At 33.4% G+C, this 17,308-nt stretch carries 16 protein-coding genes; 8 read left to right on the top strand and 8 right to left on the bottom strand.

Annotated elements, in window-relative coordinates:
* Positions 1 to 39: 39 nt before the first annotated feature.
* Entirely contained in the window at positions 40 to 447 is a 408-nt protein-coding gene (locus QLQ94_RS24135) for an RrF2 family transcriptional regulator (RefSeq protein ID WP_271334438.1), read from the bottom strand.
* 116 nt (positions 448 to 563) lie between these two features.
* Between QLQ94_RS24135 and QLQ94_RS24130 the strand changes: the two genes are divergently transcribed.
* The 3 genes from QLQ94_RS24130 (at position 564) to QLQ94_RS24120 (ending at position 3,586) form a co-directional block, all read left to right on the top strand.
* A complete protein-coding gene (locus QLQ94_RS24130; RefSeq protein ID WP_271334437.1) occupies positions 564 to 1,478 on the top strand; it encodes an AEC family transporter in 915 nt (304 codons plus the stop codon).
* 17 nt (positions 1,479 to 1,495) lie between these two features.
* A complete protein-coding gene (locus QLQ94_RS24125; RefSeq protein WP_271334436.1) occupies positions 1,496 to 2,716 on the top strand; it encodes an MFS transporter in 1,221 nt (406 codons plus the stop codon).
* A gap of 231 nt (positions 2,717 to 2,947) precedes the next feature.
* Entirely contained in the window at positions 2,948 to 3,586 is a 639-nt protein-coding gene (locus QLQ94_RS24120) for a peroxiredoxin (protein ID WP_271334435.1), read from the top strand.
* 101 nt (positions 3,587 to 3,687) lie between these two features.
* Here QLQ94_RS24120 and QLQ94_RS24115 read toward each other — a convergent pair whose 3' ends face one another.
* The 4 genes from QLQ94_RS24115 to QLQ94_RS24100 all read right to left on the bottom strand — a co-directional run bounded on the left by QLQ94_RS24115 (position 3,688) and on the right by QLQ94_RS24100 (position 9,000).
* A complete protein-coding gene (locus QLQ94_RS24115; RefSeq protein WP_271334434.1) occupies positions 3,688 to 5,937 on the bottom strand; it encodes a cation:proton antiporter in 2,250 nt (749 codons plus the stop codon).
* Positions 5,938 to 6,173: 236 nt separating this feature from the next.
* A complete protein-coding gene (gene purB, locus QLQ94_RS24110) occupies positions 6,174 to 7,520 on the bottom strand; it encodes an adenylosuccinate lyase (RefSeq protein WP_271334433.1) in 1,347 nt (448 codons plus the stop codon).
* 89 nt (positions 7,521 to 7,609) lie between these two features.
* On the bottom strand, positions 7,610 to 8,218 hold the full coding sequence (locus tag QLQ94_RS24105; protein ID WP_482498746.1) for a sterol desaturase family protein: 609 nt from the start codon (positions 8,216 to 8,218) through the stop codon (positions 7,610 to 7,612).
* A gap of 80 nt (positions 8,219 to 8,298) precedes the next feature.
* Positions 8,299 to 9,000: an SIR2 family NAD-dependent protein deacylase gene (locus tag QLQ94_RS24100; RefSeq protein ID WP_271334431.1), complete on the bottom strand. Its 702-nt coding sequence runs from the start codon at positions 8,998 to 9,000 to the stop codon at positions 8,299 to 8,301.
* Between the two features lie 315 nt (positions 9,001 to 9,315).
* On the opposite strand from QLQ94_RS24100, the gene cysC reads away from it, so the two are divergent.
* From cysC to QLQ94_RS24075, 5 genes are read left to right on the top strand one after another with little or no spacing between them, the layout of a single operon-like run.
* Positions 9,316 to 9,840 carry an adenylyl-sulfate kinase gene (gene cysC, locus QLQ94_RS24095; protein ID WP_271334430.1) on the top strand — a complete coding sequence of 175 codons (525 nt, stop codon included), beginning with the start codon at positions 9,316 to 9,318 and terminating at the stop codon, positions 9,838 to 9,840.
* A 26-nt stretch (positions 9,841 to 9,866) separates the two neighbouring features.
* Positions 9,867 to 10,550, top strand: coding sequence for an aspartyl/asparaginyl beta-hydroxylase domain-containing protein (locus tag QLQ94_RS24090; RefSeq protein ID WP_271334429.1), 684 nt, complete (start codon positions 9,867 to 9,869; stop codon positions 10,548 to 10,550).
* A 9-nt stretch (positions 10,551 to 10,559) separates the two neighbouring features.
* Positions 10,560 to 11,519 (top strand): sulfotransferase family protein, encoded by a 960-nt coding sequence (locus QLQ94_RS24085; protein WP_271334428.1) that lies wholly within the window; start codon positions 10,560 to 10,562, stop codon positions 11,517 to 11,519.
* Positions 11,520 to 11,557: 38 nt separating this feature from the next.
* Positions 11,558 to 11,944: a hypothetical protein gene (locus QLQ94_RS24080; protein ID WP_271334427.1), complete on the top strand. Its 387-nt coding sequence runs from the start codon at positions 11,558 to 11,560 to the stop codon at positions 11,942 to 11,944.
* Positions 11,945 to 11,996: 52 nt separating this feature from the next.
* On the top strand, positions 11,997 to 12,659 hold the full coding sequence (locus QLQ94_RS24075; protein WP_271334426.1) for a TrmH family RNA methyltransferase: 663 nt from the start codon (positions 11,997 to 11,999) through the stop codon (positions 12,657 to 12,659).
* Between the two features lie 262 nt (positions 12,660 to 12,921).
* On the opposite strand, the gene QLQ94_RS24070 is transcribed toward QLQ94_RS24075, so the two are convergent.
* The 3 genes from QLQ94_RS24070 to QLQ94_RS24060 form a co-directional block, all read right to left on the bottom strand.
* A complete protein-coding gene (locus QLQ94_RS24070) occupies positions 12,922 to 14,517 on the bottom strand; it encodes a PepSY domain-containing protein (protein WP_482498744.1) in 1,596 nt (531 codons plus the stop codon).
* 131 nt (positions 14,518 to 14,648) lie between these two features.
* Positions 14,649 to 16,808: a TonB-dependent receptor gene (locus QLQ94_RS24065; protein WP_427401674.1), complete on the bottom strand. Its 2,160-nt coding sequence runs from the start codon at positions 16,806 to 16,808 to the stop codon at positions 14,649 to 14,651.
* Between the two features lie 93 nt (positions 16,809 to 16,901).
* On the bottom strand, positions 16,902 to 17,282 hold the full coding sequence (locus tag QLQ94_RS24060) for a hypothetical protein (protein WP_271334423.1): 381 nt from the start codon (positions 17,280 to 17,282) through the stop codon (positions 16,902 to 16,904).
* Positions 17,283 to 17,308 lie beyond the last annotated feature (26 nt).

Here is a 17,308-nt window from a genome sequence, read left to right as displayed (position 1 = left end):
GTAATAAAAAAAGTTACAGTTTTGTTTAAAAAAAGCCGCTTAGAATTGATTAGAAAAATCTTCCAAAGAAATTCCTTCTAATTGTAAACTAACTTTTTGATTCATATCAGCATACAAGGAACTTAAGTTTTCATTTATTTTTTTTCCAACAGGGCAAGCCGGATTCGGTTGATTTTTAGCGTAACCCAAATTAATGTTTTCAAAAGTCATTTCAAATATCTCTTTTAATGTAATTTTCGAAGGATCAACACATAGTTTTGTACCACCATTTTTACCTTCTTTACTTTCGACAATGTGATGCGCCTTCAGGTTTGCAATTTCTTTTCTCACCAAAACAGGGTTTAGATTTATACTTCCCGCAATATGCTCAGATGATAGATAATCATTTGGGTATTTAGTGAGTAAAGTAAGAATGTGAATCGTTATGGCAAATTTTCCTGAAATCATACTGTAATAAAATATGTTACAAATGTAGTAGGTTTTATGTAATAAAAAAAAGTTTTAACTTAAAATTAATTTTTACAGGCAATTGATAAATCCTTATTTTTGATGCTTTTAGGACTATGAACAATTTTATTCTTATATTTTTCTTTCTTGCTTTAGGTTTGGTTTTGCAGCATATTAAGCAATTTCCAACCCGTATTTATAAGGTGTTGAATAAGATTGTAATTTACATCTGTTTGCCTGCGATAACCTTATACCATATTCCGAAGATAAAATGGAGTAACGATTTGCTTTTTCCGATAGCTTCAGGATGGATTAGTTTTATACTGGCTTTTGTGTTTTTTCATTTTCTTGGCAAAAGACTTGGCTGGTCTAATAAACTAATTGGTTGTTTGATTCTGACAGCAGGATTAAGCAATTCGTCTTTTCTTGGATATCCGATCATTGAGGCTTTGTTTGGAAAAAAAGGTTTAGAGACAGCGATTCTCGTTGATCAGCCCGGAACGTTTGTTGTGGTTTCTACATTGGGTGTTTTTGTAGCTGCTTTTTATTCAAAGGGAAGTCCCGATACTTTTAGTATTTTCAAAAAAATAATTTTCTTTCCGCCGTTCATTACTTTTGTGGTATCCTGCCTGATGAATGTTTTTCAATATGATCTGGATTCAAATCTTCAGTATGGTTTATTGAAAATGGGAAGTTTAGTAACTCCTTTAGCATTGTTTTCTGTAGGATTGCAACTTACCTTTGATCGAAAAAGCCAGCATTGGCGCTTTCTGGGATTAGGACTATTCTTTAGGCTTATTGTAACTCCGTTTGTTATTTTGGTACTATATGTTTTTATTTTAAAGCAACATTCTGAAGCAATTAAAATAACAATTATAGAAATGGCTATGGCTCCCATGATCACAGGTGCAATTTTAGCATCGACTTATGGTTTAAAACCAAAGTTAAGCAGTATGATGATTGGTTTCGGAATTCCTATTTCGTTTATAACGATCGCTATTTGGTATTTTATCGTTAGTTTTGCCGTTTAATTTTGCTCACTACAAATATGAATTCATCTACACAAAAGACCACGATTGATAGTGGTGTTTTAGTTCAAAAAACAGTTTATTCCGTTTTATTCTCGATTGCATTTGCGCATCTTTTAAATGATTTAATGCAGGCAGTAATTCCGGCAGCCTATCCAATTTTAAAAGAAAACTTTAACCTGACTTTTACCCAAATCGGATTAATTACATTTGTTTTTCAGCTTACAGCTTCATTACTACAGCCTTTTATAGGTTTTTATACAGATAAAAAACCAAAGCCATATTCACTTGTTATCTCAATGCTTTTTACCATTGTTGGATTGGGATTATTATCGATTGCCAGTTCTTTTTGGATGATCTTAGTTTCTGTAGCTTTTGTAGGTATAGGATCTTCTATATTTCATCCGGAAGCTTCTCGCGTTGCTTTTTTAGGTTCAGGAGGAAAAAGAGGTTTGGCACAATCAATTTTTCAATTAGGCGGAAATGCAGGAAGTGCTATAGGACCATTATTGGTTGCATTAATAGTGGCGCCACACGGACAATCGTATGTGATTTGGTTTGTTATTGCAGGCTTTTTGGGAATTCTAATTTTATCCAGAATTGCAGTTTGGTATCAGGATCATATGGCTTTAAGAGCTTCTAAAAAAGTAAGTTTAGAAGAAGAAATCGTTCCTCTGTCCAATAGAAAAATTACCATTTCTATAATCGTTTTATTATTTCTGATATTCTCAAAATTCTTTTATATGGCCAGTATGTCAAGTTATTTTACTTTTTATTTAATGAGTAAATTTTCTATGTCAGTGCAGGACTCTCAACTGTATTTATTCATTTTTCTGGCTTCGGTAGCAGCAGGAACTTTAATAGGTGGTCCGTTAGGAGATCATTTTGGTAGAAAATATATTATTTGGTTTTCTATTCTGGGAGCCGCTCCGTTTACGTTACTTTTACCATATGCTAATTTATTCTGGACTGGCATATTAGCTGTTGTTATTGGAATTATTATTGCCTCGGCATTTTCAGCAATTTTAGTTTTTGCTCAGGAATTAAAACCGGGAAAAGTGGGAATGATTTCAGGTTTGTTCTTTGGATTTGCTTTCGGAATGGGAGGTTTGGGATCTGCTATTTTAGGATATGTTGCAGATAAAACCAGTATTGAATATGTGTTTGGGATAAGTTCCTATTTGCCATTAATTGGTATTTTATGTTACTTTTTACCGAACATTCAGAAGAAGAAAAATTAATTATATTTTTAATCTCAAACAAAGACTAACTGCAGTAAATGTCATCGTAATGATTAGTTTCAAAACTGAAATTTCGTTGGTAATATCTGTAGTTTCATGTTTTCAAATGCGCTTTATTTACCTAAAACAGTAACTCGATAGAAAAAATAGAATTTTAACTTATTTTTAAAAATTTGATGTTTTCCTTGTCCTTTTTTTGACTAATTTTAGATGAACTAAAAAAATATAATTATGTCAACATTAAGATTAGGAGATATTGCTCCGGATTTTCATGCAGAAACAACCGAAGGTCCTATAAATTTTCATGAGTGGTTAGGAGATTCCTGGGGTGTTTTATTTTCGCATCCTGCAGATTTTACTCCTGTTTGTACAACTGAATTAGGAACAGTTGCGAATTATGTTCCGGAATTCAAAAAAAGAAATACAAAGGTTATAGCTTTAAGCGTCGATGGTTTAGAGTCGCACAAAGAATGGATTAAAGACATCAACGAAACACAAAATACAGTAGTTAATTTTCCGATAATTGCTGACGAAGATAAAAAGATAGCCACTTTATATGATATGCTGCATCCTAATGCAAGTGAGAAATTTACGGTACGTTCTGTTTTTGTAATTGGTCCTGATAAAAAGATCAAATTAACATTGACTTATCCGGCTTCAACAGGAAGAAATTTTGACGAATTACTTCGTGTTATTGATAGCTTGCAGTTAACGGCGAATTACAGTGTAGCAACTCCTGCAAATTGGAAAGACGGAGAAGATGTAGTAATTACACCTGCTGTTCCTGATAGTGATATTGCTGCAAAATTCCCAAAAGGACATACACCTATAAAACCTTATTTGCGAATGACACCGCAACCTAATAAATAAGTTTCTAAGTTGCTGAGGCGCTAAGTTTCGAGGGTTTAAAAAGTTTTTATAAAAATGAGTACCTTAGAAACTTAGCGCCTTAGTAACTTTATAGATAAATGTTATAAGGCTACGTGTACGCTATCTTTCATTAAATCATTCATTCGTTTTTTATCTCCAACAACCCAGATTATATCATTTTTTTCCAGGATTATATGAGATTCCGGATTTAAAATTCGATTACCGTTTCTTTCAATTCCAACAACAAGTCCACCGGTTTTTTCTCTAAATTGACCAATACTTTTTTGAATAAAATCTTCATTAGAAATCTCTAATTGACGTAATACAATTTCTGTTTCTTCGTGGTTTTTGGTAGCTTCTACCTCATTCTGCAAATAATTGGTAAACTGTGCGATTTGCTCATCGGTACCAATAACACAAATTTCATCACCCGGAAACAAACGTTCATTTTTAGTCGGAATTGGGATTGTGATTTCACCACGCCTGATAAAAGCAATGTTAATTCCCATATTTTCTCGGATGCGTAATTCCTGTAACGTTTTACCGGCCAGATTAGATTCTTTTCCAATATCAAAAATAGACATGTGACCATCCCAAGGCATTAAATTGGCATATCTTCTGTCGATTTTTTTATTTTCACGATCGTTAAGGTTCTTTAAAAAGTGATTCTCAATTTTATGATATTGTTCATTCAATTTTTTAGGAAACAATTGATAAGCCCCAATAGCAATTATTAAGGCAACAAAAGCGACTAAAGGTGAGAAGAAAATATTAAGCAAGAAACCAACAAAAAATAAACCAAGGCTCATTCTTATTAAAATAAGCATCAAAAGAGCGCCACGGTATTTTCGTTCTTCCCATAAAGTTTCCACTTCATTTACTTTTACACGTCGTAACGAAAGTGCCCATAAAAACGGTGCAATTACAACTAAGGTTATCAATGCGGCCAAAGTATTTCCAAATCGTGTGTCAGCTACTAACGGAGCGACAAATTTAGCCGACAATAAAATAATAGCGGTAATAATTATAGTATGCAATATGATTTGTGTAATAGAAGCGCGAAGTACGATCTGCCAGGTACTTACAGATTTAATCGCTTGTGCATTGACACTATATCTGTTAATATTTTTAATCCATTTTTTAGGTAGTTTTCTTTCCAGATATCCGGAAAAAGGATCTGAATATTTAATTAAAAAAGGGGTTGTAAATGTTGTAATGGCAGATACCGCAACGATTATTGGATATAAAAAATCGCTGGTAACTTTAAGTGTCATACCTAATGTTGCAATAATAAAGGAGAACTCACCAATTTGAGCCAAACTCATTCCGGTTTGCACGGATTGTTTAAGAGGTTGTCCAGATAATAAAGCGCCTATTGATGAACTGATGGCTTTTCCGAAAATAGTAATAAGCGTAATAAGTGCCACTGGCAGCGCATAAGTTATCAGTGTTTCCGGATTGATTAACATTCCGACTGATACAAAGAAAACAGCACCAAACAGATCTTTTACAGGCTGAATCAAGTGTTCTATTTTTTCTGCCTGGGTTGTTTCTGCAATAATAGATCCCATGATAAAAGCACCAAGAGCAGGAGAGAAGCCTACATTAGCGGCAAACATAACCATCATTAAACAAAGGGCCAATGATATAATCAGCAGCATTTCATCTGTCAAAAGATGTTTTGCTTTTTTCAGGATTGTAGGTATAATAAAAATTCCGCCTAAGAACCAGATAATTAAAAAGAAAACTAATTTTAAAACGGATTGTAATAGCTCAGTTCCTGAAACCTGATCGCTTACTGCAATTGTTGATAGTAAAACTAACATTAAGATCGCAACAATATCTTCGACGATTAAAGCGCCAAATACAATACCCACAAACTTTTTTCCTTTTACTCCCAATTCGTCAAATGCACGAATGATAATGGTTGTAGAAGAAATCGAGAGTGTTGCCCCAAGAAAAATACTATCCATTTTTCCCCAGCCCATCCATTGCCCAACGCAATAGCCAATAAGGGTCATGGACAAAATTTGTGTTATGGCAGTAATAGAGGATGTACCTCCAACTTTCATCAGTTTCTTAAAACTAAATTCGAGCCCCAGACTAAATAATAAAAAGATAACCCCAATTTCAGCCCAGACTTCAACACTTTTCATGTCAGTTATCGAGGGGAAAAAATCGAAATGATTTCCGGCTAGAAATCCGGCAATCAAATAGCCTAGAACCAAAGGCTGTTTCATTTTTTTAAATATCAAAACAGCAATTCCGGCGGTCATCAGGATTAATCCCAAGTCGCTAATAAGTGGTTGTAAATGGTGTGTAGTTTCTGCAGCGGCGCTTAAGGCGATCATAAAGTGGTATTTTATATTAAGGAGCTAATCCAGCTTTCCATTTCAAACTTTTACTCAAAACGCTTATTTTTTAAGCAGTTCTAGGAGCTTCCGTTGGTCGCTCTGTACCTGCAAAAAAACAGGGCTTTTTTCGCAAAAGGCTTTTCATTGCAATCTGGGCTAAATTCCCGGTATTAAATAAAAAAAAGCTATCTCGATAAAGATAGCTTTTTTTGAGAAAATATTTTTAGTTTTCTTTAAATTCCTACATAATTGCTAGGTGTAATTGCCATCAATTCAGCTCTAACTGAGTCAGAAACCTCTAAAGTTGCAATAAAATTATGAATTGCTTTTTTATCAATAGCTTCGTTAGTTCTTGTTAAACCTTTTAAAGCTTCATAAGGATTTGGATAGGCTTCACGACGTAAAATTGTCTGAATTGCTTCGGCTACAACAGCCCAGTTTTTCTCTAAATCTTCGGCAAACTTAGCTTCGTTCAAGAGCAATTTGTTTAAACCTTTTAGCGAAGCTTCAAAAGCAATAATGGTATGACCAATTGGTACACCAATATTACGTAAAACAGTACTATCTGTTAAATCACGCTGTAATCTTGAAACAGGCAATTTTGCTGCTAAATGTTCAAAAATAGCATTTGCAATTCCTAAGTTTCCTTCTGAGTTTTCAAAATCAATAGGATTCACTTTATGAGGCATTGCCGAAGATCCAATTTCTCCCGCTTTGATTCTTTGTTTAAAATAGTCCATTGAAACATACGTCCAGATATCTCTATCTAAATCGATAACGATAGTGTTGATTCTTTTTAAAGCATCAAAAAATGCAGCAAAATGATCATAATGTTCAATTTGTGTTGTTGGGAAAGAATGGTGTAAACCAAGATCTGTTTCAACAAATTTATTACCAAATTTTTTCCAGTCAATTTGTGGATAAGCTACGTGATGTGCATTGTAGTTTCCTGTTGCTCCGCCAAATTTAGCCGCAAACGGAATATTGAACAATAAACGCATCTGCTCTTCAAGACGTTCTACAAAAACCAAAATTTCTTTGCCTAAACGAGTAGGAGAAGCCGGTTGTCCGTGCGTACGTGCTAGCATTGGAATATCTTTCCATTCTACACTTAATTCTTTTAATTTAGAAATTAAAGAAATTAATGAAGGCAAATAAACTTGCTCAAAAGCATCTTTTGTCGAAAGAGGAATCGCAGTATTGTTAATGTCCTGAGAAGTTAATCCGAAGTGAATGAACTCTTTGTGTTGAGATAAGCCTAGTTTTTCAAAAGCATCTTTGATAAAGTATTCAACCGCTTTTACGTCGTGGTTGGTTACCTTCTCCGTTTCTTTTATCCAAAGAGCATCTTCAGTAGAGAAATTTTTATAGATGTCACGTAAACTGTCAAATAAATTTGGGTTTACGTCTGCTAGTTGTGGCAAAGGTACTTCGCACAAGGCAATAAAGTATTCAATTTCAACTAATACACGGTATTTGATTAGAGCTTCTTCAGAGAAAAATGGTGCTAATGAAAGGGTCTTACTTCTATATCGTCCGTCAATTGGTGATATAGCATTCAATTCGTTTAAAGTAGTCATTGTTATGTTGTTTTTCGAAAGGCACAAATATAAGCTATTGTTAAAACTTCTGAAAATTACCGAAGCGTTATTATGGCAGAACTTGTAAATTAAATAATCGTTTTGAAGATTTTATCCCATATGGTAAAATAAAAACCATAATTGTGAGATTCGTTTTTATGATGATTAGAGTGAAATTTTGTTGTTGATATCCATTTGGTAAAATGATTATTGTACCAAATATCAGGAAAAACGTCTTTTTTTAAATGTCCAAAGATCCCGTACAACAGATTTAAAATGAGATAAATTGTGATGCTTAGGTAGTTGAAGTCGAATATTGTAATCGAAAATAACCAGATAATCCCAAATCCTAAAGTTTCTATAGGATGAAGAACGTACAAACTATAGACACTTGTTTCGACATGAGTATGATGCAGTTTATGAATGGGATAAAACCATTTTAGATAATGGGCCAAAAAATGGAAAACAAACATAAAAAAATCCATTACTACAATGAGCAATAAAGTATCTGTAATTATTGATAAAAGAGAGGGTGAAAAATCTATTTTGAGAATTTCATAGCGATATAATTCAAATCCCAATAACGTTATCAGCGCATTGCAAATTAAAGTTGAGAGTACCCATTTACGATCTGTTTTGTTCAATTTTGTATTATCATATTCAATTGCTTTTGCTAAAACAATGGAAAGCAGTATCAAAACTAAATTTTCAATCAAAAAGAAAATAAATAAACTAAGTAAATTATACTGGGATAATTCCTGTAACCAGCTTTGGAATATCATATTGTTTTTTCGATTTCTAATAGTTTTTCTCTTAAAATAGCAACGCCTTCAGATGCAGGTTTTGCAATAACTTCGACTTTATTCTGAATGTTTGGGATTGCAATAGGTTTGGGGTCAATATAGAAAACGGGTGTAATGCTATAAGTGTACGAAATTAAACCCGCTGCCGGATATACTTGCAAAGAAGTACCAATTACGGCAAAATAATCAGCGGTTTCGGTAATTTCGATTGCTTCTTCAAGCGCAGGAACATCTTCACCAAACCAAACAATATGAGGTCGCAACTGATGGTCGTTTTCATCAAGATCACCAGTGTATAAATCATCGTTCCAATCAAGGATTAAATCCCGATTTTGCGTACTTCTTACTTTTAGTAATTCTCCGTGCAAATGCAAAACTTTTGTACTTCCGGCACGTTCGTGCAAATCATCAACATTTTGGGTTATAATATGAACATCAAAATCGCGCTCTAATTCGGCTAAAATTTGATGTCCTAAATTAGGTTTTACTTCTTTGAGCTGTTGTCTCCTTTTGTTGTAAAAGTCCAAAACCAATTCTTGGTTTTTATGCCAACCCTCAGGAGTTGCCACTTCCATTACATCATGACCTTCCCATAAACCATCACTGTCGCGAAATGTTTTTATGCCACTCTCGGCACTTATACCGGCTCCGGTTAAAACAACCAATTTCTTTTTCATTTTATTCCATTAAAAAGATAAAAATAGGGAATAAAAGAATGAAACACTATACTTTGTTCTGTTAGGCACTAATTATCGTAAAAATAAAAAATGGAATGGGTTTAGCGTGCCGTACGTACCCAATAGTTATCGTTTTGTTGTGTATCCGCGGCACGCCTGCGAATATCAAAAATCTAGTGATTATAAATATTATGTATCTAAAGGCACATTTTAACTTTTGATTTTTTGCAGATAATAAAAGCGTAATTATACTTGTTGTAAGAGTCTTACAAAATGTTTATTTTTATTATCGAGTAAAGCAAAATAAAACTTTCAATGATTCTAATACAGTTTACGGGATTATCAGGTGCTGGTAAAACAACATTAGCTCAAAATGTTCGGCATTTATTATTAGATAAAAGTTATAAAGTCGAAATCGTTGATGGAGATGTTTATCGTAAAACGATTTGCAGGGACTTAGGATTTTCCAGAGAAGACAGATGCGAAAATATCAGACGTTTGTTTAATGTAGCGCAAAACTTTGTTAGAGAAGATACCATCGTTTTAATGTCGGTGATTAATCCTTATGAAAGTCTGCGCAATGAGTTAAGAACCTATGAGTTTGTGAGAACCGTATATTTAGATTGTTCCATAAGTAACCTGATTAAACGAGATCCAAAAGGATTGTATAAGCAAGCTTTGTTGCCAGATAATGACCCTAATAAAATTAGCCATTTTACAGGAATAAGCGATGTTTTTGAGATTCCATCAAATGCAGATTTAGTTTTAAAAACAGATGTCGAAACGGAAATTTTTTCTACTAATAGACTTTATAGTTTTATCATTAGTAATTTATCTTAGTTTTAAATAATTAAATCCTTTAGTATATGAATGCCTCTTCAAGTCAACTTCCCATTTCTTTTTCAATAGATAAATTGCAAGAAGATCTTGTGATCTGCGAAAATGATTTATGGACACCGCATTTTAATACTAATCGATACGAGGGAAAATGGACAAGTGTTTCTCTTAGATCACAATCCGGTTTAATAAATGATATTACGTCTTTCCCAAACAAAGCATATTATAATACCAATTTGCTGGATCGCTGCCATTATTTTAAAGAAATTATGGATTGGTTTCAATGCGAAAAGGAAGCTGTCAGATTACTTCGATTAGATCCTCAAAGCGAAATTAAAGAGCATATGGATAATGATACATCTTATGAAGACGGTTTTTTTAGAATTCATATACCTATTATAACCAACGATAATGTATTTTTTTATGTAGATAAAAAGCGTGTTCCAATGAAAATGGGCGAGTGCTGGTATGCCAATTTTCAGCTTCTGCATAGTGTAGAAAACAGGAGTTCAGAACCGCGCATTCATTTTACACTAGACTGTATAAGAAACGATTGGTCAGATCAATTATTTACGGAAATGGGTTTTGATATAAATGCGTCTTCGGGTAAAAATGAATATTCATATGTAGTAAAGCAACAAATAATTGCAGAACTTTCCAGAAATCCATCAGAAGCCGGGGCTAAAATTATTGCAGATCTACAATCAAAATAAAATCATCAAATGGAAAATATAAATCATCCGCTTTTAAACTGGATCCCGATTAAGTTAATCGAAAAAGATAACGAGATTTATTTTGAATGGCTGTATCTGGCAGACCTAAAATATGACGATCCGTTTTTTGATGAAACGATTGCAAAGTGCAAGAGCCATACTTACAATTCAAAACCATTTAAAGCAGTTAGCATTTTAGAAAACCTTAGAGATTGGTCTAATGAATTAATTTCGGTCGAATTAAAATCGTTGGTTTTTCACGTTTCCCGATGTGGTTCTACGATGTTGAGTCAATCTTTGGCAACTTCTTCTGAAAATATTATGATTTCAGAAGCGCCAATTATTGATCAAATTTTAAGAAGTGATCATTTTAGTTGGGATGAAAAAACACTGCTAATAAAGTCAGTAATAAAATTATTGGGTCAAAAAAGATTTCCGGAACAGCAACATTTAATTATAAAACTCGATGCCTGGCATATTTTTAATGTCGATTATCTAAGATCAATTTTCCCTGAAACACCTTTTGCTTTACTTTACAGAAATCCAATAGAGGTTTTAAAATCACATCAAAAAATGGCAGGAATGCACATGATTCCCAATTTATTGCCTTCGGATGTTTTTGGAATAACAGCTGTAGAAATTAATGAAATTAGTTTTCAGCAATACAGAGTGCTGGTTTTAGAGAAATATTTTCAAGGTTTTCTGGACTTTTACGACATAGATCAAAATGTTGTAAGACTTAATTATAACGAAGGAATGAAAAATGTTATCGAAAAATTCATATCCTATATTAAGGTTGATTATGGTGCAACTGAACTTGATAAAATGTATGAACGTCTAAAGAAACATTCGAAAAATGACAATGCCATTTTTACAGGCGATTCATATAAAGATGAAGATTTACAAATTGATTTTAAAAAGCTTATTGCTTTGTATAAAAAATGGGATAATGAATTTATTACTTCGTAATTAGGTCTTTTTCTTACTTTTTATCTTATTTTTATCCAATGAAAAAGTTATTTTTATTGCTGATCTTTTTTGCAACAGGTTTTTTATTCGCTCAAGTTAAAACTAATGAAAGCATTTCATTTAGCAACAACAACACTATTGCAAATTTTCAATTTTCAAAGTATGATGATTATTCTGTAGATTATCAAAAATATATAAATTCTCCTGTTCAGTTTTCTATTTACAATCCTAAACCTGGTTTTAATCCCATTAAAATTGAATCCCAGAAATATTATTCTTTTACAAATACCAATTTATTACTTAGAAGACAAATGAGTAATCAGGAAAGAGAACCAATTTATCCAGATCAAAAAAAAGAGAAAACATTTGGAGAAGCCATTTTGCATGATGTTTTAGATGCTGTTTTCGATAAAAAATCAAAGTAAAGCAATACCAATTATTTGTATATAACGTATTTTTGCGGCAAACACGAATATAATGATTGATTTAGATTACCTCGCTTTCCTTGAAAATATACTGACTGATAACCGCAAAGAAAGATTCTTAAAAGTACTTGGCAGCCGTACCAAGCATTTTACAGTTGTTGTAGAAGATGTTTTTCAGATGCACAATACAAGTGCTGTTATGCGTAGTTGTGAGGTTTTTGGAATTCAGGAGCTAAATGTAATCGAGCAGCGTTACGGAAAAAAAATCGATAAAGAAATCGCAATGGGCGCCCAAAAATGGGTAGACATTAATCAGTTCGATTCAGTTACCAATTGTATCTCAACTTTAAAAGATCAGGGTTATCAAATAATTGCGACTACACCTCATGAAAATGATTGTCTCTTGGAAGATTTTGATATTACAAAACCAAGTGCTTTATTTTTTGGAACAGAAAGAGACGGATTGTCAGAAGAAATATTAGAAAAAGCAGATGGTTTTCTTAAAATTCCAATGGTTGGTTTTACAGAGAGTTTAAATATTTCTGTTTCCGCGGCTATTATCATTCAGAACTTAACAAACAGATTACAAAAATCAGATATCGACTGGCATTTATCAGACGATGAAATTCTGGAAAAACGTTTGGCGTGGGCCAAGAATTCGATAAAAGATATTAAACGAATTGAAGCGAGATATTTTGAGGAAAATCCTCGATAAGTTGTTAAGAAAAAACTTTTGCTTGACACGCTGGTAATAATTGTAGATTTAATATCGCAATCCCGATAGTTAGTGGGAGCGAAGTGGCAAATTGTATATTTAAGACTAAAGATTAGAAAGATTCAAAGGATTATTTCACGCAGATTCTGCGGATTTAGGCAGATTTTATTTTGATTTAGAATTATATAAATCTGCGAGCATCCGCTTAAATCTTTTTAAATCTGCGTGAAACAATAAAACTTTGGACTTTACGAGATTTATTTTATTTCTTCAGGAATAAAATAAACCCCAAAATACTTACAATCAAAATAGTTAAGGCGGCTAAAACCATTGTTAGATCCCGAATGTTTTTTCCTGCCCAATCCATAAATAAGAATTTGTGTAGAATTGCAAAAGAATAGCCTTCGACCATATCCGAATTTTTAACTACGGCAGCCAATCTTGAAGTTGAAGTTTCAATATAATAAGTTGTTTTTTCGGGAGTGTCATAAGCTAATTTTATCACGGGTAATCTTTTGTTGACAAAGCCATATTCGCGACTATTAAAATCAGTTAAGAGTTTAGAATCTAATAGTTTTGAATTTTCCAAAGATACATGAGGTTCATCTGAAGTTTGGTCCATTTCGCAACAGGCAGCTTTTGGAGCGCCATCTGTAAAATAATAAGCTAAAAACTCCGCATATTGAAAGTCCAGATTTGGTGCAACTTTATTGGTTGAAGCATTAATATAGACTACCTCAGATTTTGGATCATCTTTTTTATTCCATTTTGAATTCGAATCTAATTTAGATGATTTGAATTTTTGCTTTTCAAGCAATTGGCAGCGATAATAGGTCGTGTCGTTTAGCGTAATAATACTCACATTTTGAAAACGACTCCAGTCTAAATCAAGATCGTTGTTCGCAACCGGAATTTCTTTAGTTACAAATGTAGGTTCGTAAATCATTTGCGATAAAGTATATGGATTCCATTTTGTTGTGGCGTGATACGCTCCACTAAAAGCAAATGTCAGAGTAAATAGTGAAATCCAAATTCCAATTTGGCGATGGTATTTTCTAAGACCTTTTTTAGGTTGTAAACTATCTGTTTTTTTGAATTGTTTCCATAATAAACCATAGATTAAAATTCCGCTTAAGGCAGAAAATCCAATGATAGATAATAAGAAAATCATTGTAATAATTCGGATACTATTGTTTGATATTGCATCGATAAACGACCAATTATGAAACGTGTCAAAAAACCAGATAAAAGCCTGTCTTGAAGTCGGGTTATAAGTTGCCAATTTACTTGATGATGTTTCTACATAAACCTGCATATTGTCAGGGCGATCAAAACTGAGTTTGTAAACCGGTAAATAACGGTTTACATATTTGTATTGCGAAGTAAATTCCGTTACAACTTCACTGTTTTTTAAAGGACTTTTTTGGTCATCGAGGAAATAACGCGAAAGCCACTCGGCATATTTTTGATCTCCGTTTTCAAGTTTTTCAGCTGTAGATGCATCAAAATACCATAATTCGCCAATTATAGTTTTCAGCTGATAATAGGTTTTATTATTGAAGGTAACGATTCTGAAATTTTTGAATTGCGTGAGTTCATTTTTCTGTAAAACTTCCTGAATCGAAAACTTCAATTGAGTTTTATCGACTATCTGTGCTTCGAGTTTTTCGTGTGCAATTTCAGGTTTAAAAAAATGCGCCATAAACGGATGCATCAAACCTGATAGTGTCCAGAAAATAACAGGAACGATGGTAATTAAACCAATCGTACGATGCCATTTGTACATGTGCTGTTTTATTTTCTTGACAAACTTTGAATCTTTCTTTTTAGATTTCTTGTCTTTTATTTCTTTGCTCATATTTGAGTTTTTATGATTTACCTATTTTTTTGCTACAGATTAAAATGATTTTTTTACCATTAAGAGATTAAGGAAAATTAAGTTTTGGCTTAATGAACCGTAATATCTTAATGGTTCAATTTTTATAATTTCTATTTTTTTAATGAAAAATTATACTGAATTCCAAACACAAAAGTTCTTGGTGCAGCTGCTGTATAAGTGGGTTGAGCGTTTGCTGTATTGGCTCTTGAAACATTGTAAGCATATAATTTGTCCGTTAAATTCAATACGTTTCCGTATATCTCGATAGATTTCCATTGATAACCTACTCTGACGTTGAATATATTGTAGCCACTGTATTTTATGCTATTAATCTGATCTTGGTAATAGCTGCCAACAAGCTGCCATTCTACAGAAGTTCTAAGATTAGGAAGCCAGTTTGGGTAATAACTTACCTCAGAATTTCCGGACCATTTTGGCGCTGCTGGCATGTCTTTTCCGTTTAAATCCTGAACAGGATCGGTTGGTTTGTCAGAAAGTTTAAAATCGATATAAGTGTGTTGTGCATAAGTTCCGCCAAAACGAATGTTGAATTGTTTTGAAGGACGGTACGAAGCTCCAAACTCAATCCCTTTATGACGTGTTTCTCCTGCTGATCGATAATCAGTTGAATTATCTGCCAGTTTAATGTTTAAAAGTTCATTTTTTCCTTCCATATAATAGAAAGCATAATCAAAATTTAATTTGTTTTGAAAGAAAGAAAACCATCCGCCCACTTCATAATTGTCGAAAGTAGCAGGTTCCAGATTATAATAAAAATCAGCAGGAACTCCGGTTGTTCCTCCGGTTCCGGGTTTAGTTCTAAAAATGGATGTAATTCCGGGAGGTGCAAAACCTTGTGAATAGTTCCCATAAAAACCGGCGAATTCAAACGGGTTGTAATTGGCTCCGGCTTTAAAAGTCATTTTGTCATAAAGTTTACTTCCGGTAGAATTGTCAAGGGCATTTTCGTAATTCACTTTCATATTATCATAACGACCGCCAATTGTGATTACTAATTTCTCTATCGGGCTAAAGCTAAATTGGGCGTAAGCCGCACTATTGAAAATATCAGCAGTATAATCTGCTAATTTTGAGTCCGGATGTTCTGCAATAATTTCATATGAATCGACAGTTTGTTTTCCGACTTCTCCAGGATTTAGATTAGCTTTTAGATCGATAACGTATGACCAATAAGTTACAGGAGAATAATCATATAATGCTCCGGCGACTAATTTTGTATTCAAAAAATCAAACTTTTGAGTGTGTTGACCAATGGCGCCGTAACTTTTAAAATTATTCGAGTTGACTTCGCCTTTTGCAGTTGTTGGGTTTACGGTTGGGCTCCATCTAATTCCGTACGAAGGATTTTGTCCTAATTTATTGTCTCGTAAATACCCTGTAATGTAACTGCTGGAATTAGGGTTCCAGTCATGTTCCAGTGTTAATCGTGTTCGTAAAGCCTGAGATTTTCTATAGGTAAAATTAGATGTGCTTTGATAAGTTCTGTTATTAAATGAATCTTCATTTACGGTTCCGCTCATGTCAGAAAAATATTTTCCGTACATGGTATTACTGATCAATCGGGTAGAAGAAGAGATGTTGTAATCGATTCTGGCATTCAGGTTGTCTTTGTTATAATCAGAATAGGTCATCCAGCCATTTTCCTGCAAGCTTGAAATTCCGGCGATATGAAAACCAACTTTCCCGATTGTTGCTCCACCGGCAGCCTGAAATCTTCTGTAACCGTAATTGTCAGCCTGAACTCCAAATTTAAATTCCGGATCAACAGGTGGTTTTAGTGAAATTAAATTGATTGTTCCGCCAACAGCTTCAGGTCCGTACAAAGACGAAACGGGGCCTTTGACAACTTCGATACTTTGTAAATTAAATTGATTGATTTCTAATAAAGCATTATGATTAAAAATTCCCATTGGCCGAATTGGTAAACCATCTTCCAAATACAAATAATAGGCGTTTGTAGTCATAGGCTGGCGAATCGACATCATGTGCTGTTCGTTTCCTAAGTTGACCATTAGAACTCCAGGAGTTTTATTGATGATCTCATAAACGGCCGTCGCTTTAGTTTCATTAATGGTTTTAGCAGTTATTTTGCTAATGGCAACAGGAGTTTCTTTGCGTAAAGTGGCAGTTCTGTTGGCTGTTATAAAAACATTGTCCAGTTCTTGTGATTTTGTGGTGTCTTTTTCTGTTTTATTTTGTGCTATCACACATTGTCCTATAAGGAATAGGATGAGATATATTTTCTTCATTTTAATACTATAAATTTTAAAAAAGTAACCGGCATTCTCTTAGTAGAACGCAGGAAAAAGCTTCTCGAAAGAATCGAAAAGCAGGGCTAAAATTTATATAAAACAGGAGGGAGGGCGAAAAGTTGAGCTTGAAACCGAAATTGGTTTTTTATCGAAATAAGCAAAAACGGCTGTTCGTGTTTCTATTGATACAACAAATTTGAAATGATTTACAGGAACATTTTGGATATAAATGACTTCTGCTTTTTCTTTCAGATTGTCCTGCATTCTTTTCTCGTTATCAGAATATTTTTTTAAACTTTTTTGAAGTTCACAACGACCGTTACAAGAATTAAAAACCATTTTGCGTTGTACACAAATCGTTTTTGAAATTTCTTCCTGATTTAATTTAAATGTAGTGTAAACAAAGAAACTGCCAAAAGATGGCACCAAAAGCATACAGGAAAGTAATATGATGATGATGATTTTTTTCAAAGTTTATTTCGTTGTTTGTATTTTGT

The sequence above is a fragment of the Flavobacterium sp. B114r genome (assembly GCF_056824125.1).
This window is presented reverse-complemented; position numbering and strand designations above follow the sequence as displayed.

Bases quoted from the DNA above. Each gene is read 5' to 3' on its own strand.
- QLQ94_RS24065 (WP_427401674.1), bottom strand. From the start codon at position 16,808: ATGAAGAAAATATATCTCATCCTATTCCTTATAGGACAATGTGTGATA.
- QLQ94_RS24135 (WP_271334438.1), bottom strand. From the start codon at position 447: ATGATTTCAGGAAAATTTGCCATAACGATTCACATTCTTACTTTACTC.
- purB (WP_271334433.1), bottom strand. From the start codon at position 7,520: ATGACTACTTTAAACGAATTGAATGCTATATCACCAATTGACGGACGA.
- QLQ94_RS24090 (WP_271334429.1), top strand. From the start codon at position 9,867: ATGAATGCCTCTTCAAGTCAACTTCCCATTTCTTTTTCAATAGATAAA.
- QLQ94_RS24080 (WP_271334427.1), top strand. From the start codon at position 11,558: ATGAAAAAGTTATTTTTATTGCTGATCTTTTTTGCAACAGGTTTTTTA.
- QLQ94_RS24100 (WP_271334431.1), bottom strand. From the start codon at position 9,000: ATGAAAAAGAAATTGGTTGTTTTAACCGGAGCCGGTATAAGTGCCGAG.
- QLQ94_RS24085 (WP_271334428.1), top strand. From the start codon at position 10,560: ATGGAAAATATAAATCATCCGCTTTTAAACTGGATCCCGATTAAGTTA.
- QLQ94_RS24125 (WP_271334436.1), top strand. From the start codon at position 1,496: ATGAATTCATCTACACAAAAGACCACGATTGATAGTGGTGTTTTAGTT.
- QLQ94_RS24070 (WP_482498744.1), bottom strand. From the start codon at position 14,517: ATGAGCAAAGAAATAAAAGACAAGAAATCTAAAAAGAAAGATTCAAAG.
- QLQ94_RS24115 (WP_271334434.1), bottom strand. From the start codon at position 5,937: ATGATCGCCTTAAGCGCCGCTGCAGAAACTACACACCATTTACAACCA.
- QLQ94_RS24130 (WP_271334437.1), top strand. From the start codon at position 564: ATGAACAATTTTATTCTTATATTTTTCTTTCTTGCTTTAGGTTTGGTT.
- QLQ94_RS24075 (WP_271334426.1), top strand. From the start codon at position 11,997: ATGATTGATTTAGATTACCTCGCTTTCCTTGAAAATATACTGACTGAT.
- QLQ94_RS24120 (WP_271334435.1), top strand. From the start codon at position 2,948: ATGTCAACATTAAGATTAGGAGATATTGCTCCGGATTTTCATGCAGAA.
- cysC (WP_271334430.1), top strand. From the start codon at position 9,316: ATGATTCTAATACAGTTTACGGGATTATCAGGTGCTGGTAAAACAACA.